Annotated in this window: 18 protein-coding genes, 8 pseudogenes and 1 other annotated feature; of the genes and pseudogenes, 9 read left to right on the top strand and 17 right to left on the bottom strand. The window is 61.2% G+C overall.

The window, feature by feature from the left end; all coding sequences use genetic code 11:
• The first annotated feature begins 4 nt into the window (after positions 1 to 4).
• Both G6N53_RS11975 and G6N53_RS11970 read left to right on the top strand, forming a co-directional pair.
• Positions 5 to 196, top strand: coding sequence for a hypothetical protein (locus G6N53_RS11975; protein WP_163895790.1), 192 nt, complete (start codon positions 5 to 7; stop codon positions 194 to 196).
• Positions 184 to 324: pseudogene (locus tag G6N53_RS11970) on the top strand (type II toxin-antitoxin system antitoxin MazE5); the annotation flags it as partial. The gene G6N53_RS11975 and the pseudogene G6N53_RS11970, both read left to right, overlap by 13 nt.
• Positions 325 to 417: 93 nt before the next feature.
• Here G6N53_RS11970 and purE read toward each other — a convergent pair.
• Positions 418 to 918 carry a 5-(carboxyamino)imidazole ribonucleotide mutase gene (gene purE / locus G6N53_RS11965; protein ID WP_163888655.1) on the bottom strand — a complete coding sequence of 167 codons (501 nt, stop codon included), beginning with the start codon at positions 916 to 918 and terminating at the stop codon, positions 418 to 420.
• Complete coding sequence (locus tag G6N53_RS11960; protein ID WP_237166733.1) at positions 915 to 2,072, bottom strand: 5-(carboxyamino)imidazole ribonucleotide synthase; 1,158 nt, start codon at positions 2,070 to 2,072, stop codon at positions 915 to 917. Before G6N53_RS11960 ends, purE begins: the two co-directional genes overlap by 4 nt.
• 131 nt (positions 2,073 to 2,203) lie before the next feature.
• On the opposite strand from G6N53_RS11960, the gene G6N53_RS11955 reads away from it, so the two are divergent.
• Positions 2,204 to 2,890, top strand: coding sequence for a GtrA family protein (locus G6N53_RS11955; protein WP_163888653.1), 687 nt, complete (start codon positions 2,204 to 2,206; stop codon positions 2,888 to 2,890).
• Positions 2,891 to 2,895: 5 nt separating this feature from the next.
• Here G6N53_RS11955 and G6N53_RS11950 read toward each other — a convergent pair whose 3' ends face one another.
• The 4 genes and pseudogenes from G6N53_RS11950 to G6N53_RS11940 form a co-directional block, all read right to left on the bottom strand.
• Positions 2,896 to 3,285, bottom strand: coding sequence for a TA system VapC family ribonuclease toxin (locus G6N53_RS11950; protein WP_264063466.1), 390 nt, complete (start codon positions 3,283 to 3,285; stop codon positions 2,896 to 2,898).
• Positions 3,286 to 3,296: 11 nt separating this feature from the next.
• A pseudogene (locus G6N53_RS30535) lies at positions 3,297 to 3,535 on the bottom strand (CopG family transcriptional regulator).
• 30 nt (positions 3,536 to 3,565) lie between these two features.
• Entirely contained in the window at positions 3,566 to 4,084 is a 519-nt protein-coding gene (locus G6N53_RS11945; protein ID WP_163888652.1) for a PH domain-containing protein, read from the bottom strand.
• A 615-nt stretch (positions 4,085 to 4,699) separates the two neighbouring features.
• Positions 4,700 to 5,236, bottom strand: a complete 537-nt coding sequence (locus G6N53_RS11940; RefSeq protein WP_163895786.1) for an arsenate reductase/protein-tyrosine-phosphatase family protein — start codon at positions 5,234 to 5,236, stop codon at positions 4,700 to 4,702.
• A 350-nt stretch (positions 5,237 to 5,586) separates the two neighbouring features.
• Here G6N53_RS11940 and G6N53_RS11935 point away from each other — a divergent pair.
• The 3 genes and pseudogenes from G6N53_RS11935 to G6N53_RS30610 all read left to right on the top strand — a co-directional run.
• Positions 5,587 to 6,754: pseudogene (locus G6N53_RS11935) on the top strand (IS110 family transposase).
• A gap of 805 nt (positions 6,755 to 7,559) precedes the next feature.
• A complete protein-coding gene (locus G6N53_RS11930) occupies positions 7,560 to 9,056 on the top strand; it encodes a sugar transferase (protein ID WP_237166499.1) in 1,497 nt (498 codons plus the stop codon).
• A 323-nt stretch (positions 9,057 to 9,379) separates the two neighbouring features.
• Positions 9,380 to 9,647 (top strand): annotated as a pseudogene (locus G6N53_RS30610) (IS3 family transposase); the annotation flags it as partial.
• A gap of 175 nt (positions 9,648 to 9,822) precedes the next feature.
• Here the strand turns inward: G6N53_RS30610 and G6N53_RS30605 are convergent.
• From G6N53_RS30605 to G6N53_RS11910, 3 genes are all read right to left on the bottom strand, one after another.
• Positions 9,823 to 10,062, bottom strand: a complete 240-nt coding sequence (locus G6N53_RS30605; protein WP_371870817.1) for a transposase — start codon at positions 10,060 to 10,062, stop codon at positions 9,823 to 9,825.
• Positions 10,063 to 10,145: 83 nt separating this feature from the next.
• Positions 10,146 to 10,946 carry an IS3 family transposase gene (locus tag G6N53_RS11915; RefSeq protein WP_205390362.1) on the bottom strand — a complete coding sequence of 267 codons (801 nt, stop codon included), beginning with the start codon at positions 10,944 to 10,946 and terminating at the stop codon, positions 10,146 to 10,148.
• 3 nt (positions 10,947 to 10,949) lie between these two features.
• Positions 10,950 to 11,315: a transposase gene (locus G6N53_RS11910; RefSeq protein ID WP_237166497.1), complete on the bottom strand. Its 366-nt coding sequence runs from the start codon at positions 11,313 to 11,315 to the stop codon at positions 10,950 to 10,952.
• An 881-nt stretch (positions 11,316 to 12,196) separates the two neighbouring features.
• Here G6N53_RS11910 and G6N53_RS11900 point away from each other — a divergent pair.
• Positions 12,197 to 12,724 carry a class I SAM-dependent methyltransferase gene (locus tag G6N53_RS11900; protein ID WP_163888648.1) on the top strand — a complete coding sequence of 176 codons (528 nt, stop codon included), beginning with the start codon at positions 12,197 to 12,199 and terminating at the stop codon, positions 12,722 to 12,724.
• A 53-nt stretch (positions 12,725 to 12,777) separates the two neighbouring features.
• On the opposite strand, the pseudogene G6N53_RS30205 reads toward G6N53_RS11900, so the two are convergent.
• Positions 12,778 to 13,333, bottom strand: a pseudogene (locus G6N53_RS30205) (transposase); the annotation flags it as partial.
• Between the two features lie 348 nt (positions 13,334 to 13,681).
• Between G6N53_RS30205 and G6N53_RS11885 the strand changes: the two are divergent.
• Positions 13,682 to 14,758 carry a polysialyltransferase family glycosyltransferase gene (locus tag G6N53_RS11885; protein WP_163888645.1) on the top strand — a complete coding sequence of 359 codons (1,077 nt, stop codon included), beginning with the start codon at positions 13,682 to 13,684 and terminating at the stop codon, positions 14,756 to 14,758.
• 91 nt (positions 14,759 to 14,849) lie between these two features.
• Positions 14,850 to 16,091, top strand: coding sequence for a lipopolysaccharide biosynthesis protein (locus tag G6N53_RS11880; RefSeq protein WP_163888644.1), 1,242 nt, complete (start codon positions 14,850 to 14,852; stop codon positions 16,089 to 16,091).
• Between the two features lie 473 nt (positions 16,092 to 16,564).
• Here the strand turns inward: G6N53_RS11880 and G6N53_RS11875 are convergent, their stop codons facing one another.
• The 7 genes and pseudogenes from G6N53_RS11875 to G6N53_RS11850 all read right to left on the bottom strand — a co-directional run bounded on the left by G6N53_RS11875 (position 16,565) and on the right by G6N53_RS11850 (position 24,189).
• Positions 16,565 to 17,377, bottom strand: a complete 813-nt coding sequence (locus G6N53_RS11875; protein WP_163888643.1) for a phytanoyl-CoA dioxygenase family protein — start codon at positions 17,375 to 17,377, stop codon at positions 16,565 to 16,567.
• Positions 17,378 to 17,563: 186 nt separating this feature from the next.
• Positions 17,564 to 18,566, bottom strand: a pseudogene (locus G6N53_RS11870) (IS481 family transposase).
• Positions 18,567 to 18,679: 113 nt separating this feature from the next.
• Positions 18,680 to 18,870 (bottom strand): annotated as a pseudogene (locus tag G6N53_RS30600) (IS3 family transposase); the annotation flags it as partial.
• Positions 18,694 to 18,808, bottom strand: a sequence feature (AL1L pseudoknot). Its footprint overlaps the pseudogene before it by 115 nt.
• A 267-nt stretch (positions 18,871 to 19,137) precedes the next feature.
• Positions 19,138 to 20,391 (bottom strand): O-antigen ligase family protein, encoded by a 1,254-nt coding sequence (locus G6N53_RS11865; RefSeq protein ID WP_163888642.1) that lies wholly within the window; start codon positions 20,389 to 20,391, stop codon positions 19,138 to 19,140.
• A gap of 269 nt (positions 20,392 to 20,660) precedes the next feature.
• On the bottom strand, positions 20,661 to 21,824 hold the full coding sequence (locus tag G6N53_RS11860; protein WP_163888641.1) for a glycosyltransferase: 1,164 nt from the start codon (positions 21,822 to 21,824) through the stop codon (positions 20,661 to 20,663).
• Between the two features lie 281 nt (positions 21,825 to 22,105).
• Positions 22,106 to 23,108 (bottom strand): annotated as a pseudogene (locus G6N53_RS11855) (IS481 family transposase).
• Between the two features lie 217 nt (positions 23,109 to 23,325).
• Positions 23,326 to 24,189 carry a sulfotransferase domain-containing protein gene (locus tag G6N53_RS11850; protein ID WP_163888640.1) on the bottom strand — a complete coding sequence of 288 codons (864 nt, stop codon included), beginning with the start codon at positions 24,187 to 24,189 and terminating at the stop codon, positions 23,326 to 23,328.
• Positions 24,190 to 24,231 lie beyond the last annotated feature (42 nt).

Here is a 24,231-nt window from a genome sequence, read left to right as displayed (position 1 = left end):
AGACATGCAGGCCTACATCGATGGGAGCACGTTCCGCTACACCGCTCGGTGCGATTGCGGGTGGGACGGCAAAACCCGCTGGTCACGCGCATCAGCTTTGATCGATGTCGGAACGCACGCCGTCGACACCGGCCACTACCCGGTGTCCGTGCCGGTGAACGCCGACGAGCGCGTGCTCGTCCTCAAGGCCTCGTAAGGCTCTTGTCGCGCCGTAACTGCGCTGAGGTGGACGAAAGCTACGCCGCCTACGACTTGCATCCCGTTGACGAACCCGACGAGTGGGGTGATTTGGCGAGCTGGGGAGATGCAGCCAGCACGTCATGAGGGCGGTGGAGGGCGCTGTCGGCGTTGACATTGCACTGGCGGCGACGCTCTCTCGCCCTTTCCCGCCGTGAGTGCAGTCTCGACGCAGGAGGGCTACTCCCCCAGCAGTCGCTGACGCAGCGCTTCGTCCTTCTCCAGCACCATTTTCTCCAGCCCGGCCTGGAAAGACGCCATCCGCTCCCGCAGCGCGGCGTCCGACGAGCCCAGGATCCGCACCGCCAGCAGCCCGGCGTTGCGGGCGCCGCCGATCGACACCGTGGCCACCGGCACCCCGGCCGGCATCTGCACGATCGACAGCAGCGAGTCCATCCCGTCCAACCGGGCCAGCGGCACCGGCACCCCGATGACCGGCAAGGGCGTGGCCGAGGCGACCATCCCCGGCAGGTGCGCCGCCCCACCGGCCCCGGCGATGATCACCTCGAGGCCGCGCTCGGCCGCCCCCTGCGCATAGGACAACATCCGCCCCGGCGTGCGGTGCGCGGAGACGACGCCGACCTCGAACGGCACGTCGAACTCCGCGAGTGCCTCGGCGGCGTCGGACATCACCGGCCAGTCGCTGTCGCTGCCCATGATCAGGCCTACCCGAGCGCTCATGCGTGAGGATCCCATCCGTCGGTCCACTGTGCGTGCGACAACCAGTGTGCCGCCCGCTCGGCACGCTCCCGCAGCACCTCGGCGTCGGTGCCGGCGAGGTTGACGTGCCCGATCTTGCGTCCCGGCCGCTCCTGCTTGCCGTAGAGGTGCACCTTGGCGTCGGGCATCCGGGCGAACAGGTGGTGCACACGCTCGTCCATCGACATGACCGGCGTCTCGGCCGCACCCAGGACATTGCCCATCACCGTGAACGGCGCCGTCGGCGACGTGTCGCCCAGCGGGTAGTCCAGCACCGCGCGCAGATGCTGCTCGAACTGCGAGGTGCGGGCGCCGTCCATGGTCCAGTGCCCGGAGTTGTGCGGGCGCATCGCCAGCTCGTTGACCATCAACTCACCAGAGACGGTCTCGAACAGCTCGACCGCCAGCACGCCGACCACCCCCAGCTCGCTGGCCAGTCGCAGCGCCAGCTCCGACGCGGCGGACCCGAGTGTCTCGGACAGTCCGGGCGCGGGCGCCAGCACCGTCACGCAGATCCCGTCGCGCTGCACGGTCTCCACCACCGGCCACGCCGCGCCCTGCCCGAACGGTGAGCGCGCGACCAGCGCCGCTAGTTCACGGCGCATCGCGACCCGTTCCTCGACCATCACCGCGACCCCGTCGTCGAGGTAGCGCGCCACCACGTCGCGGGCTTCGTCCACCGAGGACGCCATCACCACCCCGCGACCGTCGTATCCACCGCGCACGGTCTTGATCACCACCGGACCGCCGACCTCACGTGCGAAGGCCTCGACGTCGTCCACCGACGCCACGGCGGCGTAGCGCGGCACCGGGGCGCCGAGGGCCTCCAGGCGGCGACGCATCACCAGCTTGTCCTGGGCGTGGATCAGCGCTGACGGGGGCGGGGCGACGTTCACGCCCTCGGCGATGAGCCGCTCCAGATGCTCGGTCGGCACGTGCTCGTGGTCGAACGTGAGGACTGTCACACCTTGGGCTGCGCGGCGCAGCGCGTCCAGGTCGGTGTGCGACCCGAGGACGACGTCTGGGCTCACCTGGGCGGCGGCTTCGTCGCTGCTGGTGGCCAGCACGCGCAGCGTCTGGCCCAGCGCAATTGCCGCCTGGTGGGTCATTCGGGCGAGTTGTCCGCCGCCGATCATGGCGACGACGGGCGGTGAGGCTGATCTTCGCGACACGACGCCTATCGTGTCATGCCGGTGAAGGCGGGATTGACCTGCGGCAAAGCCGGCGATGAGGAAGTTCCAAGGCCGATTCCGTAGACTTTGACCTTGTGTCTTTTGCCGATGCGACGATCAAGCGCCTTCCGGGGCCGCTGCGTCCATATGCTGAGCAGCACCACGAGCTGATCAAATTCGCCATCGTGGGCGCCACCACTTTTGTCATCGACCTGACGATCTTCTTCACGCTCAAGCTGACGATCCTCGAGCCCAAGCCGGTGACCGCCAAGATCATCGCGGGCATCGTCGCGGTCATCGCGTCCTACATCCTGAACCGGGAATGGAGCTTCCGCGACCGCGGCGGCCGCGAGCGCCACCACGAAGCACTGCTGTTCTTCGGCGTCAGCGGGGTGGGCGTGCTGCTGAGCATGGCGCCGCTGTGGGTGTCCAGCTACGTGCTGATGCTGCGGGTGCCGATGGTGACGCTGGCCGTCGAGAACATCGCCGACTTCGTCTCGGCCTACATCGTGGGCAACCTGCTGCAGATGGCGTTCCGGTTCTGGGCGTTCCGCCGCTTTGTCTTCCCCGACGAGTTCGCGCGCAACCCGGACAAGGCTCTGGAGTCCACGCTCACCGGCGGCGGATTCGCCGAGGCCCTCGAAGACGAGTACGAACTGCGCCATCCGATGCCCGAAAGCAGCCTCGGCAGCGACAATGTGACCCCGATGCGGCAGTCACGCAGACGCTCGCGGCGTCAGGTCGGCGATTCCTCGGACCCCAGGGTGTCGAAGACCTCCTGAGAAGCTCAGATCACGACCAAGTGTTCCGGGTCGGCGTGGCGGACAGCGCCCACGGAGATCGACTGGTCGAGAGTCACGAACCGTCCGCCGTTGGAGGTCGCGAGGGCTAGCAGATATGCGTCGGTCACCTGGCGATGTCCGTGCAGCCGCGTGTGATCGATGAGCTCGTCGTCGAAGAGGCTGATCGAACACGGCCAGTACTCGTGATGCTCAGTCGCTGCGGCGCGCGCCAACGTGCTGATCGCTTGCGCGGGTGGCACGGGGCTTGGGTATCGAGGCTGGCTGACGATGCGAACGAAGCCGTTCTGAGTGATGGCGCACGACGCCCAACCGGTGTGGATCTCGGCAGCTATCCATTGCTGGACACGCTGATGGTCGACGTGGTCGCTGTCCAGCAGGGCGCGGGTCAGATCGCTTCGTCGCGCAATCGGTCGACGAGTGCGTTGGACACGGCAGGCCCGCGGTGCTCGAAGGGCTCAAAGCCGTGGACGCTTTCGACGGAGGTCCGCGGCCCCGCATTCTGCTGCTGAGTCTACGCCTGCCGCGCCAGCGCGGACAGCACATCACCGACGGTGCGCTCTCCCGGCGGGCGAGTTCCTCGACTGCGAGCAGCACATCGTCGTCGATGGATAGCGTGGTGCGCATGCATCTGAAGCTAATGCATCAGCGCGGGCGTCAGGTCGGCGATTCCTCGGTCCCGAGGGTGTCGAAGACCTCGTGATACAGCAGTGAGTGCACGCGTTCCACTCGTGGGATGTCGTGGAACTCGAGGGGTCCCTGCGCCGCGGACTCGATGATCAGCGTGCCGGTGCGGAAGATGCGGTCGATGAGCCCGTGGCGGAACTCCACGCTGTTGATCCGGGCCAGCGGGATGTCGATGCCCTGACGGGTGATCAGGCCGTGGCGGAACATCACCCGGCGGTCGGTGAGCACGAAGTGGGTGGTCCACCAGTTCAGGAACGGCCAGACGGTCAGCCAGCCGACCAGCAGCAGCCAGATCGCCGCGATCACCAGGAACACCGTGTTCTTGGCGTTGGACTCCCAGTTCAGCGTGTTGACGTAGCCGGCGATGAACGCGGCGGCGGCCGTCGCGATGATCAGCAGTAGCGCCGGCAGGGTCAGTCGGCCCCAGTGCGGATGGCGGTGCAGGACCACGTGTTCGTCTTTGGCCAGCACATTCTCCGGATATCCCACGCGAGCACTCTATCCAGAACCGCGAAATAGCGTTCCTGGTTGTGATTTGCCGCCTGAGCACAACCCTGGCTTCACACTCGCGCCCGAACCCCCAGGGCAAACCCCACCGGCGGCGTATCTTCTATCCGATGGAGGCTCAATGTCGGTGCGGCCACGACCGTTCGGCTCATGAGCATTACCGAGCCGGCACGGACTGTTCGACATGCGAATGCCCGCGTTACATGCCAGGAGGCAGCGGCCTGCGGGCAACGCTCGATCGGTTGGTCACGCGACTGTTCGGCCGCTGACGCTCATTTCCAATAGAATCGCGTTCCCAGCAAACCGTTTTCGACTAGCGGCAATTTCGACTGAAGGCCGCACTTGTTATCCCCTTCGACCGCCGGTCGCTCTCAACCCCAACCCCCAAGGAATGTGCGGAAACCCTTCCGTTGCATAGCGGTTGAGAGTTGCGCTCTGTCGCCCACCCGCAATGAAGGAACAAGGATCGCGCGGATATCGGCGAGCCGCTCGGATGGCGACATTCTGCGCCTGGTTCGAGGCCCGACTGGTCGACGTGCGGACGGCGCCGCCGCTTCCCGACTGCGACCACTCTGTGTGCCACGGCAGCGGCCAGATCTAACCGCCTGCGGGAGCGGACGACCGCCAGGCGAGCTCGAGTACCGGCGGCAAGAGATCGGCAATCCGAGAACCGACCATGGAAAAGACTTCCTTGTCTCGTCCAATCGGGTCGAGGATGTCCAGCGACTTGTCTGCAGGCAACAGCGAGCGCAGCGCGGGTAGGTCGGCAATCGTCTTTGCGCCGCACTCGGATGCGAGTCGGGCAGCTTCGCACAATGTGTAGGTCTTGTGAAGCTTCTGTGGGGCGCGTTCCAGAACAGCGTCGCGGTGTGCCCTCGTCATCGTGAGCACAAGGTCGGCACCTGCCAAAATTTTCGGCGTTAGCTGTCTCGCAGAGAAATCGGAAACATCACCCCCCAGGCTCTCCAGGACCAGTGCTGCATCGGAGTGAATCGGATGCCCTACTACTGCGCGTGTTCCCGCGCTGGAGACGCCGAAGTCAGAGGCACCATGGTCAGCGCCGTGCGCGGCGGCGAGTCGCTCCGCCGTCGGAGACCGACAGATGTTTCCCGTACATACAAATAGGATGTGCAGAGCGACCTCCTCATTCCTTGAAACCGCAGGCGACCACGCCCCACTGCCCGGACACCTTGCTGACCAGCATCCAGCATCCGCGTGCGCAAGGACGTGCCTCGATCGCGATCAACGTACCGAGGAGACTAATGGGAGTCGATCGGCGTGGCGTTGCCGCTCTGAAGCTTGCGGTCGGTCGACGCTGATTTTCGAGCCGCTGCGCTGGCCAGTGGACACTGGGACGGAAATGAACGATTGATTTCTTGGGCTAGATCGTGCCCCGGCCGGTTCGGTGAGGTCGCTTGCTGCGCCGATGGGTTGTGCCACTGCACTCACTAGTCCATTAGTCCGCCGCCTGGTGTCTGCATCTGATGGATTAAGCCGGCCATCGATTGGCAACCCGGCGACTACCCGAGAACTCATCCGGCATTCGGTACTTGCACGAACTGATCGCCCGTCACGCCGGCGAACCGGATCAGGCGATGATTGGGTAGCGAAACCGATCGCGGCCTATGGGTGTCTGCGTTGTCGGCATCGTTACCAGGTGTGGGCGATCAATCCGATGGCCGCCGTCCGTTAAACGCGACCGCCATTGTCGGTTCCGGTCCGAAGCCTGACGCCGGGGACGCCAGGCTGTCGTACCGATCGGTACAACCACGATCGGATCGGGGGACACCCCGGACGCCGAGGCGATCAAGGTGCTGGCGCGGATCCATCAGCGCCTGATCTTCGCACTGACCCAGCCTGCCAACACGTTGCGCAGCGGACTCTGAGAGCACTACCCGCCGCCCCGGAGGCCTTCGAGCCCCCGACGGTGACGCGTTGGTCATGTTGGGTCGCGCACCCACGCCGAAACAAGGCACCCGGTTGAGTCTGGGCAAGATCGGCTCAGCACTCAAAGCTGCTAGCCGAAACCGCAATATCGAGATACGCACCAATCGAGATCTACGCGATCATATGTCACGAGCACTTCACCACACCCATGCGGTGGCTGCTGCCTTCAAGAGCGACCACGACCGCTGCAATCCATGTCATCGCAGCGCTCAACGCTCAGGTCGCCGAACTCGAAGCAGCCTTGGCCACCCATTTTGAGGATCACCCCGATGCCGACATCTACCGCTCCCGGCCAGGACTCGGTGCAGTGCTCGACGCCCTGGTGCTCGGCGAGTTCGGTGACGACCGAACCGGTGCAGCACTGCCAAGTGTCGCAAGAACTACGCCGGAACCTCACCATTGACCATCGCCTCGGGCCGAAACATGCCGTACTGGCCCGCCACGTCTGCAGCAAACGGCTCTAGGACGCGCTAACTAAAGGGCCTTTGCACACTGCCCCGAATCGGAGGCCGTGTTCTACGATTAGCATCGCAGCAACAGCGACACCCACCACAAGTCCTAAGTCCTACCCCCTCGACATCCCCTTCGTCGGGCATCCTCGACGGCTGCCTAGGCCACCACTCGCTCTACGAGGAAAACAAGGCTTGGGCAAAACAAGGCTTGGGCACCGCATGCCAGCAGCGGATTGACAACTTATCGACCTAGGTATCTCGAGTTATCGACCTAGGTATCTCGAGCCGGGCAGACCACGTGGCCGTGGTGGTCGTGATACCAGCAGCGGGCGTTCGCTTGAGGCAACCCCCCGAGACCACCACGGGAGAGTGCCCTGCACGACCGCGTGGATGAGACTCGAGCAAGCTCACGCCGGGTGTCTAGAAGTTTGCGGCCGAATTTAGCCAGAAGCCTTTAAAACCACGGGCGCGCGCGCTACTGGTGCCGCGTACCTGCGCTGGGCCGGACGGAGGTGGCCACATCGCCCTTGGGCGCCCCGACGCTGGCCGGGTGAAACCGGCGGCACACCTACATGACCGCCGCATGAAGGTCGGGCCACAGTCGCGAGCATCTGACCGTCGCTCCATCGGGCAACGTACCTCCAGCAGCTGCGCATCGCGGAGAAGCGGGGACGCTTACCACCAGGGATTATGGTGATGGTAGCTGCATTCTCCAGCCTTGCGTGCGTTAAATCTGCGAGAACCGGACGAATCGGCTGGTCATTAGCGGTCTTTAGCACTACCATTTTGGTCACCGGTCGCAAGAGCGGAGAACGTGCGTTTTAGCTCTCTGGTGGGTCGAGGTTATAACGCGAGCACGTGGCCAGTTCTAATCGGTAGCGCCGCCGCTGGGTGGCACGGGCGGGATATTAGCAGGGGGGTTCTGTGGTCTCGGTAGGGGGAGACGCGTGCATGCGCGGGTATGGCTGGGGTGGGGGAAAAGCCCATGCCGTGGACTTGATGCACTTGCGGTCTGAAGGCACTGCGAATTCAACCCATCCATCGCCGGGTAGCAGGTCATGACCGACGTCATCGAGCCGACTACATCTACGCCTACGTGGAAGTCCGTGAACGGCGTTTCCGACGTCAACATCGCCGTTTCGAACCTCGCCAGTCCGCCATCCCTAAGGGTCATCAAGGATGTCAGTCGCCCTGCGACTGGACAGGCACACCGCACGCGCCTGCGGTCGCTGAGTCGAGTCCGGGCGTGGATGGTCGTGCCTGTTGTCGACTTTGCGTTGATGATGGCGCCGCTTCTGTGGCGGCCCCCGCAGCCCACGTCCCTCTTCACGATGGCAGTACTCGCGACGCTTCTCCTGACAGGGGGTGGCCGATACGTCGCACGCCTACATCTCAGCGTCTTAGATGAGCTGCCGTATCTCATCACCCGGCTCCTCACAGCCGTGGCCGCCGTGTCGACAATAATCCTCTGGCTTCACCAGAAGGCCGCGGTGCTGGTGTTTCTTGAAACGGCCTGCCAAGCCGTCGCGCTGGTCATCGTTGGCCGGGTCATCACAACACGGGTTCTAGCCATCGCTCGCAAAAGAGGGATTGCACAACACCGCACTATTCTGATTGGCGGCGGTCCGTTGGCAGCAGAGCTGGCGAGAATTCTCGCCGAACATCGCGAATACGGAATCACGTTGGACGGATTTGTCGATGACAATGTTTCCTGCCAAGCAGAGGATTACCTCCCACGCCTGGGCAGCCTCGCTGACTTGGACGTAGTGGCTGCGGAAAGCGGCGCAGAGATCCTGCTAATAGCTGACGGCAGCTTCGAGGAACACAAATTGATGGATGCTGTGCGCACTCGGGCATGCCAGCACACAGAATTGCTTGTTGTTCCTCGGATGCACCACTTCCACACACTGACCGGGATGGCGGACCACATTGGCTCGATCCCGATTATGCGGATCCGGAATCCAAACCTGAGGGGGCCGGCGCGGCTCATAAAGCGCGCGTTCGACATCGCGGTCGCTGCGACTGCGTTGATCGTCTTGTCACCTGTGCTGGCGGTAGCGGCGCTGGCAGTGCTCATGGAGGGTGGACCTGGCATCATCTTTCGACAGATCAGGGTAGGCCGCGACGGTAAGCACTTCGAGTTGTTGAAGTTTCGGTCGATGCGGCCAGCCAACGAACAGGAGTCGCAGACACAGTGGAGTGTCGCTACAGACAACCGCGTCGGTCCCGTAGGACGGTTCCTGCGACGCACCTCTATCGACGAGCTTCCGCAGCTGTGGAACATCCTTCGCGGAGACATGACAGTAGTCGGGCCAAGACCTGAACGGCCTCATTTTGTGGAGCAGTTCTCTACTCAGTTCGACAGATATGCTCACCGTCACCGGGTGCAGGTCGGGTTGACTGGTTTCGCCCAAGTCAGCGGCCTGAGGGGAGATACATCCATCGCCGACCGCGCCCGGTACGATAATTTCTACATCGAGAACTGGTCGCTGTGGCTTGATCTTACAATTATCTTTCGTACATTTCGAGAGGTGTTGTTCTACCGGGGGAGGTAAAGTGCCGGGACCGAATGTCACCATTGAAGGTGCGTACTCAGCCGTTCACGATTCTTTCTGATCGCCTTCTCAGTCTATAAGTCACTTTCCCCGGTGGGCCAGGGGTCTCTTGCACGAATAGGTGACATCTGAGTTGGCTTGCCCGTGACGGGTTAGTTGAAAGGATGTCCTTGTGCCCAGGCCCTGCCCCCCCGTGAAGCCCGCGACGATGTCGTCCGCGTGGCCCGCAACCGCAACGATGGTGTGACGATCGAGCAGATCGCCACCGATTTTTCGGGGTGCACCCGATGACGCTGACCAAGTGAATGCGCCAAGCCGACATCGACGAGGGCACCAAGCCCGGCAAGAGCACCAACGATTCTGCGGAGGTGCAGGAGCTACGTCGCCGTAATCGGTTGTTGGAGCAAGAGAACGAAGTCCTGCGCCGGGCTGCCGCCTACTTGTCGCAGGCCGATCTGCCGGGAAAGGATCTGCCCGCTCGTAACTGAGCTCCCCGCCGACGGGATCCCCGTGGCGCTGACGTGCCGGGTACTCAAGCTCGCCCGCCAGCCCTACTACCGCTGGCTGGCCCAGCCGATCATCGACGCCGAACTCAGCAGACCCGAGGTTCAGCAGCGATTCGCGGGTGTGTTCGTCGATCATCGAGGCGACCTTGATGGCCTTGCCGTCGATGGTGGAGTCGAACTGGAAATCGATGGCCCACACCACGTTGGGTGCATCGGCAATGAGACACGCCCTCGCCGGGGCGCAGCGCATCTTTTTCCAGCTAGGCGTCGGCCAGCAGCCGCTTGTTGAGGCGAGCGTTCTGCTCGCGTAGCTCCTTGAGCTCTTTGGCAGCCTCGGTGTCCATGCCGCCGTAGGTGCGCCGCGAGTTGTACAGCGTCGCCGCCGAGACCTGCAGCTCAGCCGCGATCTGCTCGCCGGTCTTGCCCTCGGCAGCCAACTCATCCGCCCGGCGAAACTTGCGCACAATGTCCTTCGCGGAATTCCGCTTCCGATCAGCCATGTGTTCCATCGTCCCTTCCAGCCCGATATAGGGCCACAGGACTCTAAATCCAGCTGATCTATCCCCGCCGTTTCGAGCCGTGGTTATGCGAGTTGAGGGATCGAATAGGTGGATGTCCAGAGCGTTTCGAACTCTGTCGGGCTGATGTTACCGAGGTAGCTGTGGCGCCGTTCGACGTTGTAGAAGTTGTCGATGTAATCAGCCATGGCGGCAGCCAGCTCGATCGTGGTGGACCACCTGCGAGTGTTCAGTAGTTCGACCTGCATCCGTGCCCAGAATGACTCCATGGCGGCGTTGTCGAAGCAGTCGCCTACGGTGCCGAACGAACTGAGCAGGCCCCATCGTCGCATGTTCTCCCCGAAGCTCCAGGACGTGAACTGAGTACCGTCGTCAGCATGCAGAACCGTTGGGCCACTGCGGTTTCTGCCGTTGACAGCCATGTTGACCGCATTGTTGACCAATGCGGTATCTGCGACGGTGGAAAAGGTGCGGGCCACGATCATCCGGGAGAAGCAGTCCAGGATCGCGCAGCAGTACACCTTGCCATCCCGCGCGGGGTGTTCAGTGATATCCGTGCACCACAGTTCGTTGGGCCGGGTGGCGGTGAACCGCCGATTCACCAGATCAACGGGGGTGCCGACGCCGATCAGGTTGGGTTTTCGGCGCCTCGGACGCGGCAACCCGTTCAAACCCTGCTCGGACATGATGGAGTGAACGAGTTTGTGGTTGACGTTCATGTCGTAGTCAGCCCACAGCGCAGCGCGGATCCGCTTGCGCCCATAGGTACCGCGCGAACGCTGGTAAATCGCGGTGATCGTGTCAGCGACGATCAACCGCCGCACCTGCCGGTCCTGGATGGGCCTGCGCCGATGGTACTGCAGCAACGATCAGGCTAATCCCGTGATCCGGCAAGCGGATCGGGCTGAATATCCTCGCGCGATCAGCCCCTCAGCGATCGCGCGTCGGCGTTTTGGGGGCACCACCGCCTCATCGTTGAACAGCTCGCACGCGTCGCGAGTCAAGGCAAGCTCGGCCTCGAGTTGAGCGATCCGTTTGTGGGCGGCTGCCAGTTCGTCAACCTCCACACTAGGAACACCCTCGATGGCGCCGGCGTCGATGAGGGCCTGACGCTTCCAGCGGAAGAGAGTCGCTTCGCAGATACCGGTCTCGATCGCCACGGCTGCCACTGCTTCACCCGATCGCAGCCGCGCAACAATTTGCCGGCGCACCGACGAGGAATACTGACGGGGCATGTGACCTCCTGATGATCACTCTGCCCTCGACTCGCACAACCGTGGACCAACAACACGGGTACAGATCAAGCTGTCTCAATCACGGGGAACACGCCACAAATCCTCGGAGCTTGCCGATCCACCCGAATCTTGGCGGTGGGGCCAGAACCCGCTCACCCTGGTGAGCGGCTCGCTGTCACATTCGGGTAAGTGGTGCGCCGCTAGGGGCCATCGGACCCGTCCGACATCGCCGATCGTCGCCGCGCCCGCGGGGCGCTACTACGCGAAAATCGTCAACGTTCCCGCTCGGCTGGCCCGACCCAACGACGGCCACTTCTCCACCTACCGCGCCGCTGGCCCCGGTCGATAGCCGGCCTGCTTGCACTGTGACACAGCACAATCGGGCACAGCCCACCACCACCGTGATACCCGAGCACTGCCGAAGGCCCGACCGGACACCGCATAGTACAGGCCGGTCGCCTGATGCCCGCAGCCCAGGATGTAAGGTCAACCCGCCCCAACACTCCTCATATCCAGCCGTCGGCGGATCGCAGCATGAGCCCATTTTCATCAGCATTTCCAGAGCGTTCGAGGTATGACTCAGCGGGACTCGTGTGCGCCTCAAAGTGGTTGAACCTCATGCACCACTGGGTATTACCGGTACAGTATCGACGATGGGGAGGACAATGAAAAAAACGACGTGGAAGTCGCAAGTCCGCAGGGCCGTCCCGCCGTCAATACTGAATCTGCGGCATCTATTTCGTGGCATGGTCAATCTTTCACGAGCTGACAAGCATGAATGCAATCTTTGCGGCTTTTCAGGGAGGTTCTGGCCGTTCGGCGACCCGCCTCGCCGAGGGGCTGCCTGCGGCAAATGTGACTCGAAGGAGCGCCACCGTCTCATGGGTCTGTGGATCGACAACAATTCGAGCATCGTTAGTGGGGCGAGGATTCTGCACTTTGCCCCCGAACCTTCCGTCGCCAGCTTGTGCAAGAGTCATTCGAGTGAGTATCACTCAGCCGACTTAACCCCTGGTCGGGCCGACACGGTGTTGAATATCGAGAGCATCGAACTGCCCGACGAGTCAGTCGATGTTGTTGTGTGTTCACATGTCCTTGAGCACGTCGACGATGTGCGAGCATTAGATGAAATCTATCGCATACTCACGCCGGGTGGCCGAGCGTTGCTGATGTTCCCCATCGTGGAAGGGTGGGAGCACACTTACGAGAACCCCGCCCACACATCCCGGGCCGATCGCACGAAGTACTTTGGGCAGTTCAATCACTTGCGGATGTTCGGTCGCGATGTTCGCGACCGAATCACTAACGCCGGTTTCGCTCTGGCGGAGTTCACCGCCGAAGAACCCGAGGTTGCCCGATATGGGCTGATCCGCGGGGAGAAGTTGTTCGTGGCGACCAAGCTGGTCTAATGCTTTTTCGGTGGGTGGAGATCGCGCGGCGTGGTTGGCCCCGACCGGATCGGCCATTCGTCGTGATATTCGGCCAGCACGGCGCCGGCGAGGCGGATAAGGGGCGTTGCGGCCGGGAAGATGCCGACGACGTCGGTGCCTCGGCGGAACTCCTTCTTCGTGCGTACCTGGGGTTCTTTCATGCGTACCTGGGGGTGTTGGACCAAATTTTGCCGCCAGATTTGGTGAACGTGGTGAATGCCAGCAGATGCGGCCTAGCCGACTCTACGTGCTCCGCGGGCCCGGGACGCTTGGCGGCGAGCGCGTCGGCGTTCCGATCATACTGTGCAGCAACCGATTCAGCGTCAGGTTGGTCAGCAACTGAGTCTAGCAGGGTCTTCACCCACGGCCAGGACGCCTTCGGGGTGACGGCCATTAAGTTGGTCGTGTAGTGACCAATAGTGCGTTCGGCAGCAGCACCGGGCAGCGTCGCAACCATCGCGGCAACGAACCCGGTGTGCCCGTGGGAGGGCAATCAACTTCACCCCGGACAGCCGCGCGCTGTCAGCGGGCCGCAGGAACGTCAGCCACCCGATTCCGTCCTCCCCTTGTGACGTCCACGCCCAGGACTCACGGTAACGTCGATGGCCTAACCGAGGTATCCATCCAGGACGGGTTCACGATTGCTCGGACGGCAGAGCCAACAGACCCTGTGCCCACAAAACTGGGTCGATCCCAGTTTCGACAAGCACCTGCTACCGTGATGCTGGTTGTCATGGGCCTGCCCGTTAGCACGAAGTACCAGGAATTTGGAAAAAGTTATGCGTGGCGGGCAAGTCCCTGAGCCGCGGCGCATGGGGTAAACGTTCTTGTCTGGTCCGCATGCGTCTTAATTGCTGATGTTGACCAGCAGTCACACTGGAACAGGTAGCTAGCACGGCTGGTTTTGTCAATAGGTGATCCACAGGAGAATGGCACATGCTGGATGCAGCGGACCCTCCGAAATTGATCGCGCTTGTTGGATCGCCGCTGCAAGCGCTGAATCTCGTTGAGTATAGTGAGCGATTTTCCCGCGAGGTTGACATTGTAGTGGTGGCAGGCCTGTCTATGCTCGCACCCGCTAGCCGCGCTCAGATCGAGGCGACGCTCTCACTGGTTAGCCCACGGAAGATTATCTTTCACGAGTGGAGGCTCCGAGCAAGGAGACCGCGAGGGGCCCGCCGAGATCACGCATCCGGAGTGGCCATTTTGAAGGCGAACCTAACCGACCGGCCATACCAATTCATAATTGGCGAGTACCGCTCGGCCTTTTGCTGGGCGGCGCTGCACCGTCTCAAGGTGCCGGCTACGAGTATTGTAGTGGTTGACGACGGGACAGCCATGCTCCGAATCGACCGGCGGAGGTCCCTGAGGTGGTCGCGCCGGCGATGGCGTGAGATTTTCAGAGGCCTCTTGTTCTTGATTTTCGGAGTTCGCGGCATCGCTCCGCCTGACGCTCTGACATTCTTCACGACGTATGCACTCGAGGACCGCGTTGGTGTCGGTGACACCATCGTGCGCAATGATTACCGGACCCTTAGGGCCGAACTGCACAACCTACCGCCCGACGATGACTCCGTATACGTAATCGGTACTCCTCATCGCGAGGCGGGCGCAGTGGACGAGGGCGACGTGGAACTTGCACTTGAGCTTATCCGCTTCGCCTCTGAGTCGACGGGGAAGGAGGTCGTCTATATGGCGCATCGGCGCGAACGCACTGAGAAACTCGATGCTCTGCGTGACGAAGTAACGGTTATTACGCCGAATGTGCCATTCGAGATCTACCCACGGGTGCTTGGCAAAAGACCGCGGACGGTCATCGGCTACTATTCATCGGTATTTGTGACGCTAACTGAGCTCTTGGGAGAATCTGTTGAAATCATTGCTCTGGAAATTCCGCGGAATTGTATCAACGATTCTTGGCTTCCGTTTGTTGACGAAGTGTATAGGTACTACCGGAACGAACTCGGAGCTTGCGTGAAAGTAGTCGAAAACCCGATTCCTCGCCCAGCGTGATGCACTTTGACTAAAGATGCACCTAAACAGGTTAGTCAGCGGCAGGTCGTCACGGCTACTGCGCAACCGAAAGAAGCTAGGCGCAGCCTCTTTGGCCGCAGCCGACGTGACAGGAAAGGCCGCCGGCTTCGTCATCACGCCCTTTTTGGCCAACCGGATGGGCGCTGCTGACTTCGGGGTTCTAAATCTCTACCTGTCGGTCACCCAGATATTGACCTACGTTATTTCGCTCGGCGGTGCCGGTCTTCTTGCCGTCGAATACATCCGGAACGGATACACGTCAGCGCGGCGTTTGCGTGCCGCAAATCTTCGGTTGTCACTGTGGATCATGATCGCGCTGCTCATTGTGAGCGTGACCGTGTCATGGCAACTGCCATCGGCGGTACCGCTGGTTTCGGGCGTATTAATCGTTGCCGTCAGCTACGTGCAGGCACTAAACGTGTGCGAGCTTTCCTACTATCGCGGCGCTCAGGCCTACTCCTGGGCTGTCACAGGGCAGTTCGCGTTTGCCATACTCAATGTGGTGCTGACCGTACTGGCATTTGAATTGGATTCCCCCACGGTCACCAATCGCCTGCTCTCTATCGCGCTCGCCGGTGGTGTCGTGCAGACGGTCTATGTGCTGGAGTTACGCAGAAAGCCATTCGAGTCCGCGGACAAGGCGACCAATCGGTCAAATACATCCCTGATCCTAAGGTTCGGACTGTCACTCTTTGTGCACCAAGCGAGTCAGTGGATTCGTACGAGCGTCGATAGATTCTTCGTATCGGCATACTTGGGTCTCGCCGCCGCAGGTGTTTACAGCGTTGGAGTCACACTCGCAATGGCGGAGGCGATGTTCTTCAACGCTATTACCCAACAGCTTCAACCATTTCTATATAGACGCCTCCTCAATCGCGACTTCTCCGGATTCTGGCGCATTCAGATCTGGTACGCGCTTGCGGTTGTAGGTTTCACAGCTGTCTATTACTTGCTCCTACTACTGTCTTTTAGGTCGCTGTTCGCGAACGAATACAACCAGGCAATAGGACTCCTTCCCGCCCTGCTCGGTGGGGCAGCCGCACAATCGATCTACCACGTCGTATCACTCGCGTCTTTTTACGAACGACGCGGTGGCCAGATCTCATCGGCGACGGCAAGCGCATTAGTCGTGCATCTGGGAGGACTTGGTGCGCTTGCCGCCTTGGGGCAGGTTACGATCACCAACGTCGCTTTCGTTTTCTTCGCATCGAGCGTCGTTGCCATGCTGGCCATGTTCTGGCTGTCGCGGCGCGTTGTGAATCAACTCCGTCTCACCCGCCCCTCGCCAACAGGGCAGGAGGGACCAGCGTGACACTCATTATCTGGGTCTGCTGCACGATCGGGTAACAGTTTCGGTCAAGCGCTCTGACTGGCCGGTGTGGTCATGATTGCTTCCTATTCGGTCGGGATCAGCCGGCCGAGGCCGGCTTGGCGGCGACGCCGGTGGTCGGTGCCGCTCGATCCAAGTGACGACGGCGATGCGCAGCTACTCACGGGCGTCTCATCGGCGGCGGTCGAGGACGTTCTCCTGTAGCAGGGTGAACTCGCCATCGCGGCGTTGTCGCCGGCGAGCCCGACGCGGCCCATGCCCATTGAGCTGGAAGTCGAAGCCCCAAGGCCCCAAGCCAGATGACTTAGCCCCGGGAAAGACCACCAGCATCGAAGGAGACCCGCCCTCATCGGCGAAGCACAGGTGCGCACTTACGGTGAGCAGAATTGGGAATTTCCAATTTGCGTCGTGAGGTTCGCCGCCTCGTGGTGGCGCTGTCACCAAGGCGGCATCAGTCAGTACACCGAGACGGGTATATGTCGTCCGAGTACCGGGCTGAAATGGTCGAACGTTTTTGAGTTGAGCGACTTGCCGGGGAAGTAATAATTGGTGAGCGCATAACGCTCACCCCCTACGAGCGGCATGCCGCGGTGAATACCAGTGGTGTCGGCGAGCACCAGGGTTCCCATCGACGCGGTGAGCACGCGGTGGCGGCGAGTTTCGGCGGAGGCCAACCTGCTGACAGATTCGTTCTCGATCCGTGAAGTACTCAGTGGAATGCCGTATTTAGCGTGATCTGAGAACTTCTGCTGAACGAGATGCGAGCCCAGGATGTACTCGAACGGGCCGTTCTCGGCGGTAACATCAGTCAGATAAACGATTGCCTTGAACTGATTAAAGAAGCTGTCACGGTGCCAGCCATCACCTGATCCTAGATTGCCCTCCCTATAGGCGATCATTCCAGCAAGCGTGAACGCGTTTGTAGCGTCACCGCCAAGGACGGTCCTTGCTGCATTCAGAAGCTGAGGCTCATCGGCAAACGCCCTTATTCCCTCTGCCGCGCAGTCCGCACCGAAGATGCGGCGGTCCGCCCCATTTGACCTGTTATGTACAGCACCTGGAAACCGCTCGGCTACATTCTCTATTTCCCGGCGTAACTCCGCGCATGTCGTCGGGTCATAGAAGCCGGGTATGACGCACACGCCATCTGTGCGCACTGCACGCATCCAGATTTTAACATCATCAGAATTCGGCTTCGCCAGGAATCCTCTCGCGCGAAGGGCTTTCCAGCCTCTCTTAGCCATCCTTGCCGAATCAAGTACGATCATTTGCGGGCACCTCCTCACTAACAGCGTCGCAGTTCATGAAGCGTTTTTCAACCACGCCCTAATGGGAGGTGATCGGCGAGCCTCAAGCAGATAGCGATTCGGAAGGATAACGCTGGTCGCCGGTCAGTGAGCACTTCCGCGCCCACAGTAACGTTCGACGCCTAAGGCTAGACGCGCCCCGGCCGGTTAGTTGTATGAGGCCATGACGTTGGTGACGCCGGTGGCGAGTCGTGATGCTGGTGGCTGACCTGCGGCGGCAGAGTGTGGTCGATGGTAGTTGAAGTGGATGTTCCAGACCTTGAGTGCGTCGGCTCGTTGGGTTTCTGAGGTCCAGATTCGGGCATAGAGGAACTCTTCGGCCAGGATCCGGTTGTAGCGCTCGACCTTGCCGTTGTGGCGTGGGGTGTAGGGCGTGATGAATTGATGCCGGGCGCCGTGCAGGACGTGGCCGAAGTCCTTGGCTCGGTAGCAGGAGCCGTTGTCGGTGACGATCCGCTGGATGTGGTTGATGCCGTGAGCGGCGAACCATACGCGGGCTCGGTGTACGAATCCGATTGCCGTGACTGCTCGTTCGTCGTCGAGTGCTTCGGTGTAGGCCAGCCTGGAGTAGCCGTCGACCGCGGAGTGCAGATAGACATACCCGGCCCGGGTGCCGGCTGTGGTGGCCGAGGCGACCGCCTTAGCCTGGGCGCTGCCCTTGCCGTGCACACGCCAGCCGCCACCGTCGGGGATGCGGCCGACTTTCTTCACGTCGACGTGGACCATGTGACCCGGCCGGCGCGCCACGATGGGTCGCGGCACTCGATTCAGGTCACCATTGGGGTCGATGAACCGGCGCCGGTTCAAGCCCAAGCCCACCAGATGTCTGCTCACGGTCCGCCGACTGACCAGCACGCCCTGGCGGCCAAGCTCGAAGGCGATCCGCGACGCCGACCACTTCCGGGTGCGCCGTAGCGCCTCGATCTCGACGACAAGCTCCGCGGCGGTCGCGGTGGGCTGGTGGTGTGGAGCACAGGAAACGGTCGAGCAGGCCGATCTCCCCGAACTGGCGGAACCGGTTGACCCACTTACTGGCACAGGCCCGCGAGATTCCCATCTCAGCGGCCACATGGGCGATCGGACGATCAGCACACCGAGCGACGAGTCGGCGCCGGCCTTCAACAGACAACGGGGCATTACCGTGGGTCATGGACGGGTTCCTTCGGTTCTCAGGACGAGGGGTTTGGCGATTTCTCATCCTGCCGCCGAAGAACCCGTCCCCTAGACACCTCAACCCGTGTCGGCGTCTACAACGTCATGACCCGCAACAGCTAGGTCGCGCTCGGTGAGCACCACGCACATCGGGTCGATCCCGAAGCGGTGGCGGTGAGCGTCGATGTAGTCGACGATCACCGAAGTCGGCGGTCGACCTCCGCCGCAGCGAAAAACGCCGACGCTGTCTTAAGAATCTCATTGGCCCTGCGTAATTCAGCGTTCTCCTTGCGCAACGCCGTAAAATCCGCCCCCGCATCGTACCGCTGTCGGTCACCGCGGGCCGGGTCGAGAAATGGCGGTCCTAAATCCAATATCCGCAACGTCGCCTGATTGATCCCGAGCAGCCCCCGACATGCCGGCGCGCCGCCATCTACGAGTCCTCGGTCTCAGCAAGCCGGTCATACATCCGTGCTGCCCGCTCACGGGTCTCTCGGTCGAACTTCCTGTGCGCAGCCACAACCACATCCTCCTGGTGCGATCACAGCCACCACCAGGCCCAGGTCGGTTCAGTTACGAAATGGTACAACGGCGTGGACCGCATTCCCGCGTTGGTTTCGTCTCGCCTCCAGGGCACCACGCTGTCGAGTAGTTGCAGTATAAGGGGCGGGCCCAACTGCAATCCGAGCAGTTGACGCGATGGCAATCCACAATGGCAGCGATGAGACCGATGGATAGGCGAGTTGCGAAATTGCCAAGCTCCAAACTACTCCGAGAGTCCAAAATGGCAGCAGTGGACTTAACGCTACGATCAGGCGATACCCAGAGACAATAACGAGTCCTATAAAGGCAATCGCCGCCGGGATCCCCGCGTAAAGAGCGAACTCTAAGAATCCATTCTGCGCCGAGTTTCCCCTTTGCGATTCCCAGTATGTCGACCCATAGCCCCAGTATGGGGATTCAGATATCCCCTTCAGGCCATATTGCCAAATATCTGTCCTACGGCTGAAATCCTCATCGCGCCCCGTGACATCTGCAATTACAGAAAATATCGAAGTGCCAGTTAGGCCGAGCGCAGCTACAAAAACACCCATTCCTGCAACGACGAATACGAGCAGTCTGTGTCGAGCGTCTACCCGGCGCATCACGGTAAGCATCAGAAGCGAGCCAAGAGCCGCTACGCAGGCAAGCGTCGAAGTTGCCGACTTCGCCACCACGAGCGCAAAGAGTGCCAGTGCAACGGCCGGCAGATGCCACCACATGAACCCGGCGCCAAAAAGCAGCGTGGCGATACTCACTATCGCGACTGCAGCGCATACTCCAGAAAAACTATTCCATGGGAAATAGCCAGCGTATCCACCAGAACTGCCTGCATGCATAAACACGGGCATGCCAAGTGGAATGAACAGCCCCACCATTGAAGGAACAAGGGCTACTGTAGTCGCGAGCGCGAACGTTTGGAGCGTCGGCTTTGCGGCGCTTTGACGGAGAAAGACATACGCGATCATGCCCACCAGAAAAACAGGCCCGTAGCCCGGACTTTCGGACAACAAGTTAGCGAGGAGATACCAAGCAACCATAAATAGAACAAGGGGGGGAAAGTACACAGAGTTGAATAGGCGAGTCCGTTCGCGAACGATTAATACCAACAATATCGCGCCAACGGCAATCAGAATCAGATTCTTGCGCCACTGCTCTCCTGCGGGAATCAGCCCGAAGTAACCCTGCGAAGCGACGACGACAAGCAGGAACAGTCCCCAGTCAATCTGGCCACTCCCCCGCGATTGTGCACCCAGTCCAGAATCTCGCCCCGCTACGGACACAAACAGACCCCCTCGACCTGACTCATTTCCTCACCACCGGCATGTGCACCCATCAAAATCGCGTGCACATCCACGCCCAGCACTCCTACCGATCAATCTCACCCGAGACCCCTGAGCTGCAACTATACCGCTGTAGTCCGCGTGCCTAGTCGACACCGGCCAGCTACTCGATTGCAAACCCCGGGACTTCGGACTCGACTCGTTTACAGAACTTAGCCAGTCCGCCGTCGACGTAGAACGCTTTGAGCAGTTTCGACATGGCTGTAGGCTCAGCACCTCTTACTTAGTTCTTCGTACCGGCTGTTGAGCGCCTCTACAATTGCTGACCACGAGTAGCTCTGCTCCACCAATTCGCGGCCCACCTGTCCCATCGCCCTCCGTCGTTTCGGATCTTTCAGCAACATCAACAGCGCGTCTGCCGCCTCAGCGGAATCACAATTTGTTACTAATCCAGCGCCATTACGCGAAACGTCGGGGTGAATACCAACCTGGTCTGAGATAACTACGGGGAGGCCGCAAGCCATTGCTTCCACAACGGCCACGCCGAAGTTCTCAGTGCGAGAAATAAGGGCAAACACGTCGGCATCTACGAATGCTTGCTGGACGTCGACACCATCGAGCGGCCCTACGATATGCACATACTTGTCGAGACCAAGCTCAGAAACCCACCGGCGCACCTCTCGGCCATAGCCATCGTTGTCCGGTCCCGCGATCACCAAGCGAGCACTCGGCTCGGCCTGCCGCACCGCGTCGAAGGCGTGAACTAGTAAATCAAGGCCCTTAATCTCATCGATGCGCCCTAGGAACAAGACGAGTGGCGCGTCACCAATTCCCCAAGCTTCACGCAGCCTTCCTCGTTGCGGTCGTGATTGCCAAACATCCAAATCGAGACCGTTGGGGACCACAAAGGACGGCGCCCGAAGTCTGAGAAAGGCTGCGCGCTCCCGTTCCCTCTCAGCGGTGTAATGGATTGCGGCAGCCGCATTCAGATTTGGAATGACGAACCAGCGACGATACAAACTTTTCATCCAGATTCTGCCTGCCGCGCTCCTATTAGACGCATAAGGATCAAGCGTGCCGTGCGGACGAATGAGGTACGGAACTTTGTACCACCTACACAGATAGGCCGCGACAGTGGTTGGGAAACGATATACGCCGTGTATATGGACTACATCAAAGCTAGGAACTGCCGTCCAAAGGTATCTCGCCAGGTTTAGCGAAATCTTCAATGGATGGAACTGGACAGGTGCGTACAACACCTTGACGCGGCTTCCTTGGATTAAGTCCCAGCCGGGTTCGTGATAGGTACCAACAGGGACATCAGCATTCGTCGTCGCCACCACCACGTCGTGGCCTGCGGCCGCCTGCGCCTTCGCCAGCTGCGGCAACACGGCCGATGGGCCGCCATGTCTGCGCGCGAGCGTTTGCTGCACGTGCAATATCTTCACGGCCCTACGCCCCAAAGGGTTGCATAGGCGATGAATCGCACAATAGGCCCCTAACTTGTAACTTTGCTATAACGGGTGAGACATGCCTAGGTGGAAGTCGTCGAATGCGTCAGTGGCTATGCTTCCTGTTTTTACGCCACGAATTCGTAGCCTACCTTCCCTCCGAAGGAATCGAGGGCCCTTCCTTCAACCGTGTGAGGTTGTTGGGATACCTAATTGTGCCGTCGAGTGTCGATCTGGATCGCCACGAAGAATTCAGTTGTGAGCTAGTTGTATGAGGCCATGACGTTGGTGACGCCGGTGGCGAGTCGTGATGCTGGTGGCTGACCTGCGGCGGCAGAGTGTGGTCGATGGTAGTTGAAGTGGATGTTCCAGACCTTGAGTGCGTCGGCTCCTTGGGTTTCTGAGGTCCAGATTCGGGCATAGAGGAACTCTTCGGCCAGGATCCGGTTGTAGCGCTCGACCTTGCCGTTGTGGCGTGGGGTGTAGGGCGTGATGAATTGATGCCGGGCGCCGTGCAGGACGTGGCCGAAGTCCTTGGCTCGGTAGCAGGAGCCGTTGTCGGTGACGATCCGCTGGATGTGGTTGATGCCGTGAGCGGCGAACCATACGCGGGCTCGGTGTACGAATCCGATTGCCGTGACTGCTCGTTCGTCGTCGAGTGCTTCGGTGTAGGCCAGCCTGGAGTAGCCGTCGACCGCGGAGTGCAGATAGACATACCCGGCCCGGGTGCCGGCTGTGGTGGCCGAGGCGACCGCCTTAGCCTGGGCGCTGCCCTTGCCGTGCACACGCCAGCCGCCACCGTCGGGGATGCGGCCGACTTTCTTCACGTCGACGTGGACCATGTGACCCGGCCGGCGCGCCACGATGGGTCGCGGCACTCGATTCAGGTCACCATTGGGGTCGATGAACCGGCGCCGGTTCAAGCCCAAGCCCACCAGATGTCTGCTCACGGTCCGCCGACTGACCAGCACGCCCTGGCGGCCAAGCTCGAAGGCGATCCGCGACGCCGACCACTTCCGGGTGCGCCGTAGCGCCTCGATCTCGACGACAAGCTCCGCGGCGGTCGCGGTGGGCTGGTGGTGTGGAGCACAGGAAACGGTCGAGCAGGCCGATCTCCCCGAACTGGCGGAACCGGTTGACCCACTTACTGGCACAGGCCCGCGAGATTCCCATCTCAGCGGCCACATGGGCGATCGGACGATCAGCACACCGAGCGACGAGTCGGCGCCGGCCTTCAACAGACAACGGGGCATTACCGTGGGTCATGGACGGGTTCCTTCGGTTCTCAGGACGAGGGGTTTGGCGATTTCTCATCCTGCCGCCGAAGAACCCGTCCCCTAGACACCTCAACCCGTGTCGGCGTCTACAACGTCATGACCCGCAACAGCTAGGTCGCGCTACCGCCGCGGACCGTCTCGATAGATAGCCCCACCGGAACCGTCCAGCACCGCAGCACATCCTTGCGCCGGCTCCAAGTGAGCTCCTAAATTGGGTAGCCATAAGCCGTAAGCGAGGGTGCGAGGCGTTGGCTGACCATCTCAGCCTCCGCGTCGGTCATCCCACGCCGCCACTTGCCTGAACCACCTTCGCGGAATGTGTGTGACTTGCTCGGATCAACGGCCCGCCGCAACCGCTCGACAAGAGCGTCCTCGTCGGCGCTTGTGCCCCCTTGCAACCGCCAGGCCGCAACAACGCGCGCGATCTCGTCTGCCTGCCGGGGACCGAACAGGTTCTCGTAGCGAATTGCGACCACCCCCGGCACGTCGAGCCAGCCAGCGTAAGGCAGCATGCGTGCGTTGGCTTCGGGATAACGCGCGTCAAATCCCTCAAGGGCGAGCTTGAGCCGTGACGTTGCGTCGGGCAAGGCGGCGAAATGCCTGTGCATCCGGTGCCAGCGATTCATCTCTGCGAGGTAATTTACTTCGGAGATCACAACATCACGCGGGTCGCGGTAGATAAAGAGATGCAGTGCATTGATCCGCCTGAGCGCTACCTCGACTTCAGTGAAATGGAAAAGGTGGGCGCCCAGAGTCTCGGCGGGCAACGTCCGGGCAATCCGGCGCGCCAGGACCGCAGGACTCCTCTCCCGCTGAGTCAATGAGGGGCTCGTAGCGATAAAGCGACCGAAGTAGCGCGATCCGGGCAGCGCACGGGTGATCTGCAACAACAGATGTGTCCCGCTTTTAGGCAGGGAATTCGCGACGATTGGCGGCGCCGTGGCGAAGTCTTTTGAGTCCGTTACCAGACCTTGCAACTGCAGGACTGGCTCGCGGGCGAAGACAATACCCTTTCGCAGCACCGCGTTACGTTGTATGAGCGAGTGATCGAAGAACCGTTTGGACAGCATCAGTGATATCCCTTGATCGTTCGGACCCGTTCCGGTCAGCCC

Source organism: Mycolicibacterium hippocampi (assembly GCF_010723735.1).
Taxonomy (GTDB): Bacteria; Actinomycetota; Actinomycetes; order Mycobacteriales; family Mycobacteriaceae; genus Mycobacterium; species Mycobacterium hippocampi.
Note: the sequence above shows the minus strand (reverse complement) of the source record. Positions and strands in the feature narration are given on the sequence as shown.

Coding starts and splice junctions, on each gene's coding strand:
- G6N53_RS11975 (WP_163895790.1), top strand. CDS start 5: ATGCAGGCCTACATCGATGGGAGCACGTTCCGCTACACCGCTCGGTGC.
- purE (WP_163888655.1), bottom strand. CDS start 918: ATGAGCGCTCGGGTAGGCCTGATCATGGGCAGCGACAGCGACTGGCCG.
- G6N53_RS11960 (WP_237166733.1), bottom strand. CDS start 2,072: ATGATCGGCGGCGGACAACTCGCCCGAATGACCCACCAGGCGGCAATT.
- G6N53_RS11930 (WP_237166499.1), top strand. CDS start 7,560: ATGACCGACGTCATCGAGCCGACTACATCTACGCCTACGTGGAAGTCC.
- G6N53_RS30605 (WP_371870817.1), bottom strand. CDS start 10,062: ATGGCTGATCGGAAGCGGAATTCCGCGAAGGACATTGTGCGCAAGTTT.
- G6N53_RS11910 (WP_237166497.1), bottom strand. CDS start 11,315: ATGCCCCGTCAGTATTCCTCGTCGGTGCGCCGGCAAATTGTTGCGCGG.
- G6N53_RS11900 (WP_163888648.1), top strand. CDS start 12,197: ATGGGTCTGTGGATCGACAACAATTCGAGCATCGTTAGTGGGGCGAGG.
- G6N53_RS11885 (WP_163888645.1), top strand. CDS start 13,682: ATGCTGGATGCAGCGGACCCTCCGAAATTGATCGCGCTTGTTGGATCG.
- G6N53_RS11875 (WP_163888643.1), bottom strand. CDS start 17,377: ATGATCGTACTTGATTCGGCAAGGATGGCTAAGAGAGGCTGGAAAGCC.
- G6N53_RS11850 (WP_163888640.1), bottom strand. CDS start 24,189: ATGCTGTCCAAACGGTTCTTCGATCACTCGCTCATACAACGTAACGCG.